At 66.9% G+C, this 16,215-nt stretch carries 14 protein-coding genes, 2 tRNA genes and 1 pseudogene; 10 read left to right on the top strand and 7 right to left on the bottom strand.

Going from position 1 to position 16,215, the window contains the following annotated elements; genetic code table 11:
- Nucleotides 1-12 precede the first annotated feature (12 nt).
- A complete protein-coding gene (leuC, locus tag AC5Y42_RS06905) occupies nt 13-1,437 on the bottom strand; it encodes a 3-isopropylmalate dehydratase large subunit (RefSeq protein ID WP_499896835.1) in 1,425 nt (474 codons plus the stop codon).
- Between the two features lie 53 nt (nt 1,438-1,490).
- Here leuC and AC5Y42_RS06900 point away from each other — a divergent pair, with 53 nt between their 5' ends.
- Together AC5Y42_RS06900 and AC5Y42_RS06895 are read left to right on the top strand one after the other, a co-directional pair.
- On the top strand, nt 1,491-2,192 hold the full coding sequence (locus AC5Y42_RS06900; RefSeq protein WP_499896833.1) for an IclR family transcriptional regulator: 702 nt from the start codon (nt 1,491-1,493) through the stop codon (nt 2,190-2,192).
- 115 nt (nt 2,193-2,307) lie between these two features.
- On the top strand, nt 2,308-2,814 hold the full coding sequence (locus AC5Y42_RS06895) for a pyridoxamine 5'-phosphate oxidase family protein (protein WP_499896831.1): 507 nt from the start codon (nt 2,308-2,310) through the stop codon (nt 2,812-2,814).
- Nucleotides 2,815-2,834: 20 nt separating this feature from the next.
- Here AC5Y42_RS06895 and AC5Y42_RS06890 read toward each other — a convergent pair.
- The 4 genes from AC5Y42_RS06890 to AC5Y42_RS06875 form a co-directional block, all read right to left on the bottom strand.
- A tRNA-Glu gene (locus tag AC5Y42_RS06890) sits at nt 2,835-2,907 on the bottom strand.
- Nucleotides 2,908-2,979: 72 nt separating this feature from the next.
- Nucleotides 2,980-3,051 (bottom strand) — tRNA-Gln (locus AC5Y42_RS06885).
- Nucleotides 3,052-3,149: 98 nt separating this feature from the next.
- Nucleotides 3,150-4,613 (bottom strand): glutamate--tRNA ligase, encoded by a 1,464-nt coding sequence (gene gltX / locus AC5Y42_RS06880; RefSeq protein WP_499896830.1) that lies wholly within the window; start codon nt 4,611-4,613, stop codon nt 3,150-3,152.
- Nucleotides 4,610-5,401 (bottom strand): fumarylacetoacetate hydrolase family protein, encoded by a 792-nt coding sequence (locus tag AC5Y42_RS06875; RefSeq protein WP_499896829.1) that lies wholly within the window; start codon nt 5,399-5,401, stop codon nt 4,610-4,612. Before AC5Y42_RS06875 ends, gltX begins: the two co-directional genes overlap by 4 nt.
- Nucleotides 5,402-5,509: 108 nt before the next feature.
- On the opposite strand from AC5Y42_RS06875, the gene AC5Y42_RS06870 reads away from it, so the two are divergent.
- From AC5Y42_RS06870 to AC5Y42_RS06845, 6 genes and pseudogenes are all read left to right on the top strand, one after another.
- Nucleotides 5,510-6,703, top strand: coding sequence for an MFS transporter (locus AC5Y42_RS06870; RefSeq protein ID WP_499896828.1), 1,194 nt, complete (start codon nt 5,510-5,512; stop codon nt 6,701-6,703).
- A gap of 16 nt (nt 6,704-6,719) precedes the next feature.
- Complete coding sequence (gene ectA, locus AC5Y42_RS06865; RefSeq protein ID WP_499896827.1) at nt 6,720-7,226, top strand: diaminobutyrate acetyltransferase; 507 nt, start codon at nt 6,720-6,722, stop codon at nt 7,224-7,226.
- A 277-nt stretch (nt 7,227-7,503) separates the two neighbouring features.
- The gene (gene ectB, locus AC5Y42_RS06860) at nt 7,504-8,787 is read left to right on the top strand and encodes a diaminobutyrate--2-oxoglutarate transaminase (RefSeq protein WP_499896825.1); all 1,284 of its coding nucleotides are present in this window, start codon (nt 7,504-7,506) and stop codon (nt 8,785-8,787) included.
- Nucleotides 8,784-9,188 (top strand): ectoine synthase, encoded by a 405-nt coding sequence (locus AC5Y42_RS06855; protein WP_499896824.1) that lies wholly within the window; start codon nt 8,784-8,786, stop codon nt 9,186-9,188. The genes ectB and AC5Y42_RS06855 overlap by 4 nt, the downstream gene beginning before the upstream one ends.
- Complete coding sequence (gene thpD / locus AC5Y42_RS06850) at nt 9,185-10,084, top strand: ectoine hydroxylase (protein WP_499896822.1); 900 nt, start codon at nt 9,185-9,187, stop codon at nt 10,082-10,084. Before AC5Y42_RS06855 ends, thpD begins: the two co-directional genes overlap by 4 nt.
- Nucleotides 10,085-10,138: 54 nt before the next feature.
- Nucleotides 10,139-11,194, top strand: a pseudogene (locus AC5Y42_RS06845) (MFS transporter); the annotation flags it as partial.
- A 133-nt stretch (nt 11,195-11,327) separates the two neighbouring features.
- On the opposite strand, the gene AC5Y42_RS06840 reads toward AC5Y42_RS06845, so the two are convergent.
- Nucleotides 11,328-12,341, bottom strand: a complete 1,014-nt coding sequence (locus AC5Y42_RS06840) for a 3-isopropylmalate dehydrogenase (protein ID WP_499896821.1) — start codon at nt 12,339-12,341, stop codon at nt 11,328-11,330.
- A 43-nt stretch (nt 12,342-12,384) separates the two neighbouring features.
- Nucleotides 12,385-13,971 (bottom strand): phosphoglycerate dehydrogenase, encoded by a 1,587-nt coding sequence (gene serA / locus AC5Y42_RS06835; RefSeq protein ID WP_499896819.1) that lies wholly within the window; start codon nt 13,969-13,971, stop codon nt 12,385-12,387.
- Between the two features lie 183 nt (nt 13,972-14,154).
- On the opposite strand from serA, the gene AC5Y42_RS06830 reads away from it, so the two are divergent.
- Together AC5Y42_RS06830 and wrbA are read left to right on the top strand one after the other, a co-directional pair.
- A complete protein-coding gene (locus AC5Y42_RS06830) occupies nt 14,155-15,585 on the top strand; it encodes a phytoene desaturase family protein (RefSeq protein ID WP_499896817.1) in 1,431 nt (476 codons plus the stop codon).
- Nucleotides 15,582-16,181, top strand: a complete 600-nt coding sequence (gene wrbA, locus AC5Y42_RS06825) for an NAD(P)H:quinone oxidoreductase (protein WP_499896816.1) — start codon at nt 15,582-15,584, stop codon at nt 16,179-16,181. Before AC5Y42_RS06830 ends, wrbA begins: the two co-directional genes overlap by 4 nt.
- The last annotated feature ends 34 nt before the right edge of the window (nt 16,182-16,215 follow it).

The raw sequence follows: 16,215 nt of genomic DNA, 5'->3' as shown, positions 1-16,215 counted from the left end.
TTTCCTGCCAGCTCAGTCCAAGTCGGCGGGGGCCGACAGTTTCCCGCGCACGGCCGTGGCGGCGGCCACCACCGGAGACACCAGATGCGTGCGGCCGCCTTTGCCCTGCCGCCCTTCGAAGTTGCGGTTGGAGGTCGCGGCGCACCGCTCCCCTGGCGCAAGCTGGTCGGGGTTCATCCCGAGACACATCGAGCAGCCGGCCTGACGCCACTCGGCGCCTGCCGCCGTGAAAACCTCGGCCAGCCCTTCTGCTTCGGCCTGGGCACGCACTCGCATCGATCCCGGAACCACCAGCATCCGCACACCGTCGGCGATGTGCCGGTCACGCAACACGTCGGCCACGGCACGCAGGTCCTCGATGCGACCGTTGGTACAGGATCCGATGAACACCGTGTCGACGGCGATCTCCCGCATCGGGGTCCCGGGCCGAAGGTCCATGTAGGCCAATGCCTTCTCGGCGGCCTGGCGCTGCGCGTCGTCAGTCATCAACTCGGGGTCCGGCACCGCCGCGGCCAACGGGACACCCTGCCCGGGGTTGGTGCCCCAGGTGACAAACGGACTCAACTCGGCCGCGTCGAGATAGACCTCGGTGTCGAATTCGGCGCCCTCGTCGGTGCGCAGCCCTTCCCAGGAGGCCATCGCGGCATCCCATTGGGCCCCGGTCGGCGCGTGCGGTCGGCCACGCAAGAACTCGTACGTCGTCGCATCGGGGGCCACCATTCCGGCGCGCGCGCCGGCTTCGATGCTCATATTGCAGATCGTCATCCGTGCTTCCATCGACAGCGATTCGATGGTGCTGCCGCGGTATTCGATGACATGACCCTGGCCGCCGCCGGTGCCGATTTTGGCGATCACCGCCAGGATGATGTCCTTGGCGGTCACGCCCCGCGGCAATTGCCCATCAACGTTGACCGCCATCGTCTTGAACGGCCGCAGCGGCAGCGACTGGGTGGCCAGCACGTGTTCGACTTCCGACGTACCGATACCCATTGCCAAAGCACCGAATGCGCCGTGGGTGGAGGTGTGGCTGTCGCCGCACACGATCGTCATGCCGGGCTGCGTGAGACCCAACTGCGGCCCGATGATGTGCACGATGCCCTGGTCGATATCGCCCATCGGGTGCAGTCGGATACCGAATTCGGCGCAATTGCGCCGCAGTGTCTCGACCTGAGTCCGCGATACCGGGTCGGCGATCGGCTTGTCGATGTCGATGGTCGGCACGTTGTGGTCTTCGGTGGCGAGCGTCAGATCGGGTCGGCGCACCGGGCGGCCGGCCAGCCGCAGACCTTCGAAAGCCTGCGGGCTGGTGACCTCGTGCACCAGATGTAAGTCGATGTAGATCAGATCCGGTTCGGTGCCGCCGCCGGAGACCACAACGTGGTCGTCCCAGACCTTCTCGGCCAGAGTGCGTGGCCGGTCCGTCGCTGATGTCGTCATGTCAAAGCCTTCTCGAGTCTTGTTCTCACAATATGAGACGTTAGTATCTCTATGTGAGACATGATAGCGGCATCGGCGTCCTCGACAAAGCCGTGGGCGTGCTGCACACGATTGCGGAAACACCATGCGGATTAGCCGAATTGTGCGACCGCACCGGCCTACCCAGGGCCACTGCGCACCGGTTGGCCGCCGGCCTGGAGGTCCATCGGCTGCTGGTGCGCGACGGCATAGGTCGGTGGCGGCTTGGCCCGGCGGTAAGCGAACTCGCGGCTGCGGTCAGCGACCCACTGCTGGCGGCCGGCGCAGCGGTACTGCCGCAACTGCGCGAGATCACCGGTGAAAGCGTGCAGTTGTACCGCCGCGAGGGCAGTTGGCGGATCTGCGTTGCGGCGCTGGAACCGCCTGCGGGCCTTCGCGATACCGTCCCGGTCGGGACGCGGCTACCGATGACCGCGGGGTCGGGCGCCAAAGTGCTGTTGGCTTACAGCGATGCCGCCACCCAGCAGGCGGTGTTGCCGGATGCGAAATTCACCGACCGGACCCTGGCCGAGGTGCGTCGGCGCGGTTGGGCCCAAAGCGCCGCCGAGCGCGAGGCCGGCGTCGCCAGCGTGTCGGCGCCGGTACACGATGGGCGCGGTGCGGTGATCGCCGCTATTTCGGTGTCCGGCCCGATCGACCGGATGGGACGACGACCCGGTGCGCGGTGGGCGGCCGACCTGCTGGCCGCGGCCGACGCGTTGACTCACCGGCTTTAGTCCATCCCCGCCGAGACTGCGTCCAGCGCGTGATCCGACCCGAAACCCCGCGCTGGACGCAGCCTCGATGCCGTCGTCGCAGTCTCGAATCGCCGACCTGCCACACTGTCAAGCCATGGGTAGCAACCAGCGCGCGCAGATTGTCATGTCCGAAGCCGAGATCGCCGACTTCGTCGCCACCAGCCGCACCGGCACGTTGGCCACCGTGGGTCCCGACGGGCAGCCGCACCTGACCGCCATGTGGTACGGCGTGGTCGACGGCGAGATCTGGCTGGAGACCAAGGCGAAATCGCAGAAGGCGGTGAACCTCCGGCGTGACTCGCGGGTGAGTTTCCTACTCGAGGACGGCAACACCTACGACACGCTGCGCGGGGTGTCTTTCGAAGGACACGCCGAGATTGTCGATGACCCCGAGGCGATCTTCCGGGTCGGCGTCAGCGTATGGGAGCGCTACACCGGGCCTTACACCGACGAGATGAAACCGGCGGTGGACCAGATGATGAACAAGCGGGTCGCGGTGCGCATTGCCGCGCGGCGCACCCGCTCCTGGGATCACGGCAAGCTCGGACTGCCGCATATGCCGGTGGGCGGTTCGACTGCGCCGAGTGTGGTGGCGCCGTAACGCCGCAACGGCCGGATAAGTAGCCCCGATGGGATTCGAACCCACGCTACCGCCGTGAGAGGGCGGCGTCCTAGGCCGCTAGACGACGGGGCCAGAACCGATCCGAGCTGTCAGCATAGCTCACCGCGGTATACCCACCTAATTGCTTGTGGTGGACAAACTTTGCTGGGGTACCAGGACTCGAACCTAGAATGGCTGAACCAGAATCAGCTGTGTTGCCAATTACACCATACCCCATTGGCTGCCTATAACTGCTGGTCAGCGCATCATGCGGCGGCTGCCGCCAGCGGTTGTGGGCCGACGTGCAGACTACCAAAGAAATCCAGCCGCCATGCTCACGGCTGTGCCCGGGTACCGGCGGCCCGGATTCGGTGCAGACTGCGGTCACGTCCCAGCAGCTCCAGCGATTCGAACAGCGGTGGGCTGACCAACGCCCCGGTGGCCGCGACTCGGATCGGGCCGAAGGCCTTGCGCGGTTTGAGCCCCAGACCATCGAGCAGCGCATCTTTGAGGGCAGTTTCGATGCCCGCCGCGGTCCATTCCGTCACGACGTCCAGGGCCGCCGCGGCGGCGTCGAGCACCGGACCGGCATCCGGTCCCAATTCCTTGGCGTTGGCCTTCGGGTCGATTGCATACTCGTCGTCATTCAGAAACTTCAGCAGCGCCCAGGCGTCACCGAGCACAACAATGCGCGTCTGCACCAGTCCGGCCGCCGTCGCGAAAGCCGCGTCGTCCAACCCGGTCCGATACCCGTGGGCGGCGAAGTAGTTGCGCAGCCTGTCGCTGAACTCGTCCGGGTTGAGGAGCCGGATGTGCTCGGCGTTGATCGCGTCGGCCTTCTTCTGGTCGAACCTGGCCGGATTGGCGTTGACGTCGGCGACGTCGAACGCGGCCACCATCTCCTCGAGGCTGAATATGTCGCGGTCACCGGCGATCGACCAGCCGAGCAAAGCCAGATAGTTCAGCAGTCCCTCCGGAATGAATCCGCGGTCCCGGTGCGCGAAAAGATTCGACTGCGGGTCCCGCTTGGAGAGCTTTCGGGTTCCTTCGCCTAAAACTGTTGGTAGGTGGGCGAACTCGGGAACACGCTGGGCCACCCCGATGCGAATCAGCGCCTGGTACAGCGCGATCTGCCGTGGGGTGGACGGCAGCAGATCTTCACCGCGCAGCACGTGGGTGATCTTCATCAGTGCGTCGTCGACGGGATTGACCAAGGTGTACAAGGGATCTCCGCTGGCGCGAGTCACGGCGAAATCAGGTACGGTGCCGGCCGCGAAGTTGGTCGGTCCGCGGACCAAATCGTCCCAGCCGAGATCCTCGTCGGGCATCCGCAAGCGCACCACTGGTTGGCGACCTTCGGCCAGATATGCCGCGCGCTGTTCGGCGGTCAAATCCCGGTCGAAGTTGTCATAGCCTAGCTTGGGACTGCGCCCGGCCGCGAGATGGCGTGCCTCGACCTCCTCGGGCGTCGAAAAGGCCTGGTAGGCCTCGCCTGCCGCCAGCAGTTGCGTCACCACGTCGCGGTAGATGTCACCCCGCTGCGACTGCCGGTAGGGACCGTAATCACCGCCGACTTCGGGGCCTTCGTCCCAATTCAGGCCGAGCCAGCGCAATGCGTCCAACAGCGCCAGATAGCTTTCCTCGCTGTCGCGCTGAGCGTCGGTGTCTTCCAGGCGGAAGACGAAGGTGCCGCGGGTGTGGCGGGCATAGGCCCAATTGAACAGCGCAGTGCGGATCAGCCCGACATGCGGCACACCCGTCGGCGACGGGCAGAACCGGACCCGCACCTCTCCGGTCATGACTTCCCTTTGCGGGCAACAGGATTGGTCAACGTACCGATCCCCTCGACGGCGACGGTCACCGTGTCGCCGTCCTCGATGGGTCCGACTCCTTCGGGCGTGCCGGTGAGGATGAGGTCGCCTGGCAGCAGGGTCATCACCGCCGAGATCCATTCCACGATCGCTCCGATGTCGTGGATCATCAGCGAAGTGCGACTCCGTTGTTTGACCTGCCCGTTGACCTCCGTGCACAGCTCGAGGTCGGAGGGGTCGACGTCGGTGACGATCCACGGCCCCACGGGGCAGAACGTGTCGTGGCCTTTCGCCCGCGTCCACTGCCCGTCGGACTGCTGTTGATCGCGGGCCGTCACGTCGTTGGCAACGGTGTACCCCAGGATGGACTCGGCAGCGCGGTCAGCCGTGACGTCTTTACAAGGGCGACTGATGACTGCGGCCAACTCGCCTTCGAAATGTATGGGAGATGCTGTGGCGGGCAACCGGATCGGCACATTGGGCCCGATGATCGCGGTATTGGGCTTGAGGAAGATCACCGGGTCGGGAGCGGCTGCACCGCCGCCCATCTCGGCGATGTGCGCAGCGTAGTTCTTGCCAACGCAGACCACCTTGCTGGCCAGCATCGGGGCCAGCAGCCGCACGTCGGCCAGCGGCCAGCTGCGGCCGGTGAACGTCGGTGTGCCGAACGGGTGCTCGGCGATCTCGCGGGTGGTCATCCCGTCGGGATCTCCCGGCTCGCCTTCGATGCTGACGAAGGCGACGCCGTCGGGGCTGGCAATTCGGCCAAGGCGCATTCGTCAGAGCCTAAGACCTGTCGCTGCGCCGAGCACCGGTGACCACCGCCGCCCCGACACGCTGGCCGCCACAGGGCGACACTTTGGAACAACTGGAACCATGGAAAAGTGGTGACAGCTTCGATCAGCTCGGCACGGCGTTGGTCATTGCTGGCAATCTCGCTGGTGGCGACATTGTCGGCCACCGTCTTCGTCAACGGCATCGCCTTCTTGATCCCCGCTCTGGATGCCGAACGCGGCATCAACCTGGCCCAAGCCGCTCTGCTTTCGGCGATGCCCAGCTTCGGCATGGTGCTCACGCTGATCGCCTGGGGCTATCTGCTGGATCTGGTCGGCGAGCGGATCGTGCTCGGAGTCGGTCTGGCGCTGACCGCGGCGGCCGCCTTTGCCGCGGCGTCGGTGCCTCCTTCCATGCTGGTGGAGGCGCCGTGTCTGTTCGTCGGCGGGATGGCGGCCGCCAGCGCCAACACCGCCAGCGGCCGGCTGGTGACCGGTTGGTTCCCGCCGGACCAGCGCGGCCTGGCCATGGGTATCCGCCAGACCGCCCAACCGCTGGGGATCGCCTTGGCGGCGGTGGTGCTGCCCGAGCTGGGCGAACGCGACTTCTCGGTGGCGCTGCTGTTCCCGGCGGCGCTGTGCGCGGGCGCCGCGGTGCTCAGCGTGATCGGCGTCCTCGATCCGCCGCGCAAGAACCGGGCGACGGCCAACGACGACGAACTGGCCAATCCATACCGCAGCACGGCGGTGTTGTGGCGGATCCACCTGGCCTCGGCACTGCTGATGGTGCCGCAGACCGTGGTGTTGACGTTCATGCTGGTCTGGCTGATGCGCGATCATGGCTGGTCCACAGCCTCGGCGGGTGTGTTGGTGAGCGCGTCGCAGCTACTCGGCGCGTTGGGCCGGGTTGTCGTCGGGCGGTTGTCGGACCGGGTCGGCTCCCGGATGCGGCCGATCCGCACGATCGCGATGATCGCCGCGGCGGTCATGGCGCTGCTGGCGCTCACCGACCATCTGGGTTCGTCGCTTGCGGTGCTGGCCATGGTCGCCGCCTCGGTGGTCACCGTGCTCGACAATGGGTTGGCGTTCACCGCGATCCCCGAGGTCGCCGGGCCGTATTGGAGCGGCCGCGCGATGGGCGCTCAGAACACCAGCCAGCGGCTGACCGCGGGCGCCGGACCGCCGATTTTCGGCGAGGTGATCGACGTCGCAGGCTATCCGCTGGCATTCGCGGTGTGCGCGCTGTTCCCGCTACTGGCCCTGCCGTTGGTGCCGGTGGGCGCGCGACTGCGCGCGAAGAGCTGACACTACTGTCGGCGCGGTGACTAATTCCGTGGACCTCGACTTGCGCGCACCTACCGTCGCCGATGGGCCGACGTTGTGGCGGATGGCCTCCGACAGCGCCACCCTCGACGTCAACCCGCCCTACGCGTACCTGCTGTGGTGCCGGGACTTCGCGGCGACGTCGGTGATCGCCCATATCGACGGCCGCCCGGCCGGGTTCCTCACCGGCTACCGCCGCCCCGAGCAGCCCGACACCCTGATGGTGTGGCAGATCGCGGTCAGCTCCGCGCACCGCGGCGCCGGCGCCGCCGGCCGGATGCTCGATCACCTGGCCCGGCGATTGCAGCCCGCGGGCGTCACGAATGTTGAGGCGTCAGTCACACCGGACAACGTTGCCAGCCAGCGGTTGTTCAGCGCATTCGCCCGTCGCTGGAATGCGCCGCTCGAGCGTGATGAGCTATTCAGCTCGGAACAATTTCCCATCGATCATGCCCCTGAACAGCTGTTTCGCATTGGCCCGTTGAGGGTACCCCAGGACGGTTGACCCGAGCAGACCCGCCGACGGAGGAGCTTGAGACCGGCTGTGGGTTCTCGGTAAGGTTGCTGATTGCGCGACGTGAACCCTCCGGCAGACCGAGTCGGGGCGTCCGAGCGGGGTGGTAGGCCGAAAAAGATCGACGACTGGCAACGGAGCCCAGTCGTCTTCGCCCTTACCGGCGTCGAAGACGAACCGGAACCCGCTGCCGTACCCGTCGCCGTACGGATTCGGCTTACGTTCTCGTTCCGTCGTGTTGCACAAACGGACGGAAGGTTAAACCACATTGTCCATTTTTGAGGCACTTGAATCCGAGGTGCGCAGTTATTGCCGCTCGTGGCCGGTCGTATTCGACCGGGCATCCGGCAGTCACATGTGGGACACCGAGGGACGGAAATATTTGGACTTCTTCGCCGGTGCCGGCGCGCTTAACTACGGGCACAACCATCCCGATCTCAAAGCGGCTCTACTGGAGTACCTGACCGCCGATCGGGTGGTGCACAGCCTGGACATGAACACCGTCGCCAAGGCGCGGTTCCTGGAACGCTTCGACGAGGTGATCCTGCGGCCCCGCGGACTGGACTACAAAGTGCAGTTCCCCGGGCCCACGGGCGCTAACTCGGTGGAGGCGGCGCTGAAGCTGGCCCGCAAAATCACCGGCCGAGAAAGCGTGATCAGCTTCACCAACGCCTTTCACGGCATGACTCTGGGCGCACTGAGCGTCACCGGCAACTCGATGAAGCGGGGCGGGGCCGGCATTCCCCTGGTGCACGCCACCCCGATGCCCTATGACCACTACCTCGACGACACCACGCCCGACTTCATGTGGTTCGAGCGGTTGTTGGAGGACAACGGCAGTGGGCTGAACCAGCCGGCCGCGGTGATCGTCGAGACCGTCCAGGGCGAGGGCGGCATCAACGTCGCGCGGCTGCAGTGGTTGCGGGGGCTGGCCGAGCTGTGCCGTCGCCACGACCTGCTGCTGATCGTCGACGACGTGCAGATGGGCTGCGGGCGCACCGGGCCGTTCTTCAGCTTCGAGGCCGCCGGCATCGTGCCCGACATCGTGTGCCTGTCGAAGTCGATCAGCGGCTACGGGCTGCCGATGGCGCTCACCTTGTTCAAGCCCGAACTCGACCAGTGGGAGCCCGGTGAGCACAACGGCACCTTCCGCGGTCACAACCCGGCGTTCGTCACTGCGACTGCTGCACTGGACTTCTGGACCGACGACCAGCTCAGCAAAAGCGTTCTACGCAAGGGCGAGCAGATCGAACGGACGCTGAGCGACGTGGTCGCCCCCGTCGACGGGGTGCAGGTCCGCGGACGCGGTCTGGTGCAGGGTCTGGCGTTCGATCGTCCCGAGCTGGCTGGCGCGGTGTGCCGAGCGGCCTTCGAGCGCGGGATGCTGCTCGAGACGTCTGGCGCGCAGAGCGAGGTGGTCAAGATGATGCCGCCGCTGGTGATCGAGGACGGCGAGATCGAGCACGGCCTGGCGATCCTGTCGGAGTCGATCAGGGCGGCTACTGCGCGACCGCTGGCCGGGGTCGGCGCCAACGGGAAGGGCGACCGATGATCGTCCGTACCCTGGCCGAGATCAGCGGCACCGACCGCGATGTTCAGGCCGAAACCTGGAACAGCCAGCGGCTGCTGTTGGCCCGTGATGGGCAGTCGTTCTCGATGCACGAGACCGTGCTGTACGCCGGTACCGAAACCACCATGTGGTACGCGAACCACGTGGAAGCGGTGTACTGCGTTGGCGGCGAAGGCGAACTGGTGAACGACGAGACCGGAGAAGTCCACCCGCTGCGCGACGGGACTTTGTATCTACTCGACGGCCACGAGCATCATCGGGTCCGCGCCCACGCCGACCTGCGCATGGTGTGCGTGTTCACCCCGCCGGTGACCGGCCGCGAAGTGCACGACGAGACCGGGGCTTATCCATTGATCGTGGAGGAGACGGAGGCGACCGCGTGACGGCCACAGTGACCGATCGCTACGACCGCTACCCGACCCGCAGCGACGTCAAAATCGGGATCGAACCACGGCATGACCCGGTGGTGTGGGCTCGCGATCGGTTCAACGGTCCGCTCGAGGGGCCGGTCGTCGACCGTTTCGAGGCCGACGGGTTCCTGAGCGTGGACAACCTGCTCGACTCTGACGTCGTCGCCGACCTGCGGGCCGAGTTGGACACCCTGCGAACCGACCCGATCTTGGCCGACGACGAACGCTCGGTGCTCGAGCCCGACAGCCGCGAGATCAGGTCGATCTTCGAGGTCCACAAGGTGAGCCCGGCGTTCGCCGCGCTGATCGCCGATCACCGGCTAGTCGGCCCGGCCCGTCAGCTGCTCGGCTCGGATGTGTACGTGCACCAGAGCCGGATCAACTTCAAGCCGGGTTTCAACGGCCAGGAGTTCTTCTGGCATTCCGACTTCGAGACCTGGCACGCCGAGGACGGCATGCCCGCCCCGCGCGCGGTCAGCGTCTCGGTCGCGCTGACCGAGAACCTCGACTGCAACGGCTCGCTGATGATCATGCCCGGGTCGCATAAGTGGTTCGTGTCCTGCCCGGGCGAGACACCGCCCGAACACTACCGCTCGTCGCTGCGCCGCCAGGAGATCGGCACACCCGATGACGCCAGCCTCACCTGGCTGGTTGCCGAGCGGGGTATCCGCCAGTTCACCGGCCCGGCGGGGTCGGCGGTGTTCTTCGACAGCAACTGCATGCATGGGTCGAACAGCAACATCACGCCCTATCCCCGTTCGAACGTGTTCATCGTCTACAACAGCGTGGAAAACACGCTGGTCGAACCGTTCGGTGCTGCCGCTCCTCGTCCCAGCTTCATCGCCAGTCGCAGCTTCCATCGGCTCTGATCTCCCGTGTTTCGCCAACCGCACGCGGTGAATGCGTGTGGAACGATGGATTGAATGGCGACGGAGTCGATCGGTACCGGAGCGCGCTGGTCGATGGTGGCCATCTCGCTGGCGGTCACGGCAAGCGCCTTCATCTTCATCAACGGCGTCGCCTTTCTGATTCCGGCACTGGAAAACGACCGCGGCACCCCGCTGGCGCAGGCCGGTCTGCTGGCGTCGATGCCGAGCTTCGGCATGGTGGTGACCCTGATCGCCTGGGGCTACCTGCTCGACCGGATCGGCGAGCGGATCGTGCTCACGGTCGGTTCGGTGCTGACTGCGGCGGCCGCCTACGCCGCGACGACCGTGCATTCCCTGATGGCGATCGGCGCGTTCCTGTTCATCGGCGGCATGGCGGCCGCCAGCTGCAATGCGGCCGGCGGGCGGCTGGTCTCCGGCTGGTTTCCCCCGCACCAGCGCGGGCTGGCGATGGGGATCCGCCAGACCGCGCAGCCGCTGGGAATCGCGTTGGGCGCGCTGGTGATTCCCGAGCTGGCCGAACACGGGCCGATGGCCGGACTGACATTTCCGGCGCTGATGTGCACCGTGTCGGCGGTGGCGAGCGCGATCGGCGTGATCGACCCGCCGCGTAAGCCACGCACGGCGGCCAGCGAGGAAGAGCTGGCCAATCCGTACCGCGGACCGCAGGTGCTGCGCCGAATCCACGCGTCGTCGGCGCTGCTGATGATGCCGCAGACGGTGACCGTGACGTTCATGCTGGTGTGGTTGATCAACAAGCACGGCTGGTCGATCGCGTCGGCCGGGACGCTGGTCACTGTCTCGCAGCTACTCGGTGCGGTGGGCCGCGTCCTGGTCGGGCGGTGGTCGGATCGCGTGGGTTCGCGGTTGCGGCCGGTACGCATGATCGGCATCGCCGGCGGCCTGGCGCTGGTGTCGCTGGCGATCGCCGATCATCTGAAGTCGGCATATGCCGTGCCGCTGATGGTGGTCGCATCGGTGATCGCGGTGCTCGACAACGGGCTGGAGTCCACCGCGGTCACCGAATACGCCGGACCGTATTGGAGCGGACGTGCGCTGGGTCTACAGAACACCTATCAGCGCCTGATGGCAGCCGGCGGCCCCCCGGCGTTCGGCGCGCTGATCGTCGCCAGCGGCTATCCGGCGGCCTTCTTGGTGTGCGGGTTGTTTCCGTTGGTTGCGACGCCGCTGGTGCCGGCCTCGGTGCTGCCGCCCGAGCTGGAGGCTAAAGCTCAGCAGCGATCCGGTCGCCAACCTGACGGGTCGAAAACCGCTGCGACCCCCGAGTCTCCAGATGAGTCGCCACTGCCCGGTCCACTCGCCCAGCAGCGGCGTCTTCGCCGACGTGGGACAACAGCAGCGCCACCGACATAATCGCCGCGCTCGGGTCTGCGACGCCCTGACCTGCAATATCGGGTGCACTGCCGTGCACCGGCTCGAACATCGACGGATTGGTCCTGGTGGCGTCGATGTTGCCGCTGGCCGCCAACCCGATACCGCCACATACCGCGGCGGCCAAGTCGGTGACGATGTCGCCGAACAGGTTGTCGGTGACGATCACGTCGAACCGGCCGGGGTCGGTGACCATGTAGATGGTCGCGGCGTCGGTGTGGCAGTACGCGATCTCGACGTCGGGATACTCCTCCGCCTTGACCTGCTGCACGGTGCGCCACCACAGGTCTCCGGCGAACGTGATCACATTCGTCTTATGCAGCAGGGTCAGGTGTTTGCGCCGCCGCTGGGCGCGTTCGAACGCATCCCGCACCACTCGCCGCACCCCGTAGGCGGTGTTGACGCTGACCTCGGTGGCGATCTCCTGCGCAGTGCCGCGCCGGATGATGCCGCCGTTGCCGGCGTAGGGGCCCTCGGTGCCCTCCCGCACCACCACGAAGTCGATCTTCGGATCTCCGGCCAGCGGGCTGCTGACTCCCGGGTACAGCCGGGCCGGCCGCAGGTTGACGTAGTGGTCGAGTTCGAAGCGCAGCCGCAGCAGCAGGCCACGCTCGAGCACGCCGCTGGGCACCGACGGATCACCGACCGCGCCGAGCAGGATCGCGTCGTGCGCGCGCAACTCGCTGAGCACCGAGTCGGGCAGCACTTCGCCGCTGGCGTGAAAGCGCCGGGCGCCCAGGTCGTAGTTCGTCGTCTCCACACCCGGCAGCACCGCGTCGAGGACCTTGACCGCTTCGGCCACCACCTCCGGACCAATGCCGTCACCGCCGATGATCGCCAACTTCACTGGCGCTCCTCCTCATTTCGCCGTGTGTTGTCGCCGTCGCACGTCACGACAGGTCCACGACCTCGAGTTTGTTGGCCTCGACGGCCGCGCCGATCGCCGACCGGACATCCTCGGGCACATCGCGATCCAGGCGCAACAGGATCGTCGCGCCGGGGCCTTCGGCGTCCTCGGACAGTTGCGCGGCGTGGATGTTGACCCCGGCCGACCCGAGCAGTGTGCCGATCTTGCCCAGCGCCCCGGGCTGGTCGACATAGTTGATCACCAGGTTGGTGCCCTGCGCGCGCAGGTCGAAGTTGCGCTCGTTGATCTGCACGATCTTCTCCACCTGCTGCGGCCCGGACAACGTGCCGGCCACGTTGACGACGGAGCCGTCGGAGGCGACCGCGCGCACGTCGACGACGCTGCGGTGGTTGGGGCTTTCGGTGGCCGTGCTGATGTCGGCGGCGACCCCGCGTTCGGCGGCCAACGCCGGCGCATTGACGAATGTCACCGGGTCTTCGATCACCGCCGAGAACAGACCTCGCAGAGCCGAAAGTCGTAGCACCTCAACGTCTTCGGCAGCCAGCTCGCCCTGTACCTGTACCGACATCGTCACGGGAAGCTCGTCGGAGAGTGCGCCCGCCAGGACACCGAGCTTGCGGACCAGGTCCAGCCACGGCGCAACTTCCTCGTTGACGACCCCGGCGCCGACGTTGACCGCGTCGGGGACGAACTCGCCGGCCAGTGCCAGCTTCACGCTCGCCGCCACGTCGGTGCCGGCCCGGTCTTGAGCTTCGGCGGTCGAGGCGCCCAGGTGCGGAGTCACTACGACCTGTGGCAGGTCGAACAGCGGGCTGTCGGTGCACGGCTCGCTGGCGAATACGTCGATACCCGCGGCGCGGACATGCCCACTGGACACCGCCTCGGCCAATGCGGCCTCGTCGACCAGCCCGCCGCGTGCGGCGTTGACGATGATGACACCCGGCTTTGTCTTGGCCAGCGCTTCCTTGCCGATCAGGCCTGCCGTCTCGGGCGTCTTGGGCAGATGGACTGAAATGAAGTCCGCGCGGGCCAGCAGCTCGTCGAGGGTCAGCAGCTCGATACCCAGCTGCGCGGCCCGCGCCGGCGACACGTAGGGGTCATAGGCGGCGACGTGGGCGCCGAAGGCCGCCAGCCGCTGCGCGACCAGCTGCCCGATGCGGCCCAGTCCGACCACGCCGACGGTGTGGCCGAATATCTCCGTGCCGGAGAACGACGAGCGCTTCCACTCGTGCGCGTGCAGCGAGGCGTCGGCCACGGTGATCTGGCGGGACGCGGCCAGTAGCAGCGCGATCGCATGCTCTGCGGCGCTGTGGATGTTCGATGTCGGTGCGTTGACCACCAGCACGCCGCGGGCGGTGGCGGCCTCGACGTCGACGTTGTCCAACCCGACGCCGGCGCGGGCGACGATCTTGAGCTTGGGCGCGGCGGCCAGTACTTCGGCGTCGACGGTGGTGGCTGAGCGCACCAGCAGCGCGTCGGCGTCCGGTACCGCAGCCAACAGTTTTTCGCGATCCGGGCCGTCGACCCAGCGCACTTCAACCTGGTCACCGAGGGCGGCGACGGTGGATTCGGAGAGTTTGTCAGCGATCAAAACAACGGGCAGGCTCACCCGGCCAGCGTAGCGGCGACCTTGGGCCCGGCGACGATGCGGGCCGCGCTGGCAACACTTATGCGTTGACTCTGCGCTGACCAGGCGAGCTACTCGCACTTTTGCCTGGTGGCCGCAGAGTCAACGGCTAGGTCGGTACGTGCTGCCCTGACCGCGTGGCCCGCCGGTCCCTACCATCACGGGATGGACGTCACTGTCGTCGGTAGCGGACCCAACGGGCTGACCGCTGCCGTCATCTGCGCACGCGCCGGTCTGAGCGTGCAGGTCATCGAGGCGCAGCCGACGTTCGGCGGTGGCGCCCGCACTGCTGCCGACCCGGAGTTTTCCGGGGTGTCGCACGACATCTGCTCGGCGGTGCACCCGCTGGCGCTCGCGTCGCCGTTTCTGGCGCAGTTCGACCTGCCCGCTCGCGGTGTGCAGTTGGCGGTACCGGAGCTGGCATATGCCAATCCGCTACCGGACCGGCCGGCGGCGATCGCTTACCACGATCTCGAGCAGACCTGCGACGGCTTAGAGCACGGCGCGTCATGGCGGCGCCTGCTGGGCCCGCTGGTGGCTGACTCCGAGGCGGTGGTGGGATTGCTGCTCGGCGACAAACGCTCGGTGCCGACGGATGTGCTGCCGGCGCTGCACTTGGGCTTACGGATGCTCGCGCAAGCCACCCCGGCGTGGCGGTCGCTGGCCGGCGAGGACGCTCGGGCGCTGTTCAGTGGTGTTGCCGCTCATACGATTTCGCGTATACCATCGTTGGTGTCGGCGGCCGCCGGGCTGATGCTGGCGACGTTGGCCCATTCAGTTGGCTGGCCCATCCCCGTGGGCGGCAGTCAGGCGATCGCCGATGCGCTGATCGCCGATCTGCGAGCGCACGGCGGCGAATTGACCGCCGGGGTGGAGATCACCGAACCGCCGAGCGGTGTCGTGTTGTACGACACCGCTCCGACGGCGCTATTGCGTATCTACGGCGATGCGATGCCGACGGGCTACGCGAAAGCGTTGCGTGGCTACCGCTTCGGACCTGGGGTTGCCAAAGTCGACTTCGTTCTCAGTGACGACATTCCGTGGTCCGATGTCCGTCTTAAGCAGGTGCCGACCTTTCACCTCGGCGGCACCCGCGCGCAGATGGCGCAGGCCGAAGCGCAGGTGGCCGCCGGACGGCATGCGCAGTGGCCGATGGTGCTGGCTGCCACTCCGTACGTCTGCGATCCGGGGCGGATCGACGCTGCTGGTCGCCGGCCGCTGTGGACCTACGCGCACGTGCCGTCGGGATCGCCGATAGACCAAACCGAGGCCGTCACAGCGATATTCGAGCGGTTCGCGCCCGGCTTCCGCGACATCGTGGTCGCGGCTCGCAGCGTGCCCGCGGCGCGGTTGGCCGATCACAATGCGAATTATGTCGGTGGTGACATCGGGATGGGCGGGAATTCCGCCTGGCGTGCGATCGCCGGCCCGACGCCGCGGCTCAACCCGTGGACGACACCGATTCCCAAGGCGTACCTGTGTTCGGCGGCCACTCCCCCGGGCGGTGGCGTGCACGGCATGTGCGGCTACTACGCCGCGCGCAGTGTGCTCAAGCGCGAGTTCGGGATCACCGCGATGCCTACGATGGCGCCATGACGAAACTCGCGGTCATTTACTACTCCGCTACCGGTCACGGCACCACGATGGCCAAACACGTTGCTGCAGCCGCCGAGTCCGCGGGCGCCGAGATACGGGTCCGACCCGTCGCGGAAACCCGTGACCCGGAATCGTTTGCGGGCAACCCGGCTTGGACGGCGAACTATAACGCCACTAAGGATTTACCGGTCGCGACCGGAGACGACATCGTTTGGGCCGACGCGGTGATCTTCGGCTCACCGACCCGGTTCGGTTCGCCCGCATCGCAGTTGCGCAACTTCCTCGACTCGCTGGGTGGGCTGTGGGCCGAGGGCAAGCTCGCCGACAAGGTGTATGCGGGCTTCACGTCGTCGAACACCGTCCACGGCGGCCAAGAGACCACGTTGCTGGCGCTTTACATCACGTTGATGCATTTCGGCGGCATCCTGGTGCCGCCGGGATACACCGATCCGTGCAAGTTCGTCGACGGCAATCCCTATGGGGTGAGCCTGGTCTCCACCCACGACAACATCCACGAGTTCGACGATCCCATCAACCACGCGCTGGAGCACCTGGCTCGGCGGGTGGTGTCGGTCGCCGATCAGCTGGCGCGGTGACCGTGCCGAGCGTGCGCGAACCCGGCAATTCGCC

It is taken from the genome of Mycobacterium sp. NGS48, assembly GCF_059812585.1.
Note: the sequence above shows the minus strand (reverse complement) of the source record. Positions and strands in the feature narration are given on the sequence as shown.

What these genes read in the sequence shown, in the direction of transcription:
- leuC (WP_499896835.1), bottom strand. Translation starts at nt 1,437, where the DNA reads ATGACGACATCAGCGACGGACCGGCCACGCACTCTGGCCGAGAAGGTC.
- AC5Y42_RS06895 (WP_499896831.1), top strand. Translation starts at nt 2,308, where the DNA reads ATGGGTAGCAACCAGCGCGCGCAGATTGTCATGTCCGAAGCCGAGATC.
- gltX (WP_499896830.1), bottom strand. Translation starts at nt 4,613, where the DNA reads ATGACCGGAGAGGTGCGGGTCCGGTTCTGCCCGTCGCCGACGGGTGTG.
- AC5Y42_RS06875 (WP_499896829.1), bottom strand. Translation starts at nt 5,401, where the DNA reads ATGCGCCTTGGCCGAATTGCCAGCCCCGACGGCGTCGCCTTCGTCAGC.
- AC5Y42_RS06855 (WP_499896824.1), top strand. Translation starts at nt 8,784, where the DNA reads ATGATCGTCCGTACCCTGGCCGAGATCAGCGGCACCGACCGCGATGTT.
- AC5Y42_RS06830 (WP_499896817.1), top strand. Translation starts at nt 14,155, where the DNA reads ATGGACGTCACTGTCGTCGGTAGCGGACCCAACGGGCTGACCGCTGCC.
- wrbA (WP_499896816.1), top strand. Translation starts at nt 15,582, where the DNA reads ATGACGAAACTCGCGGTCATTTACTACTCCGCTACCGGTCACGGCACC.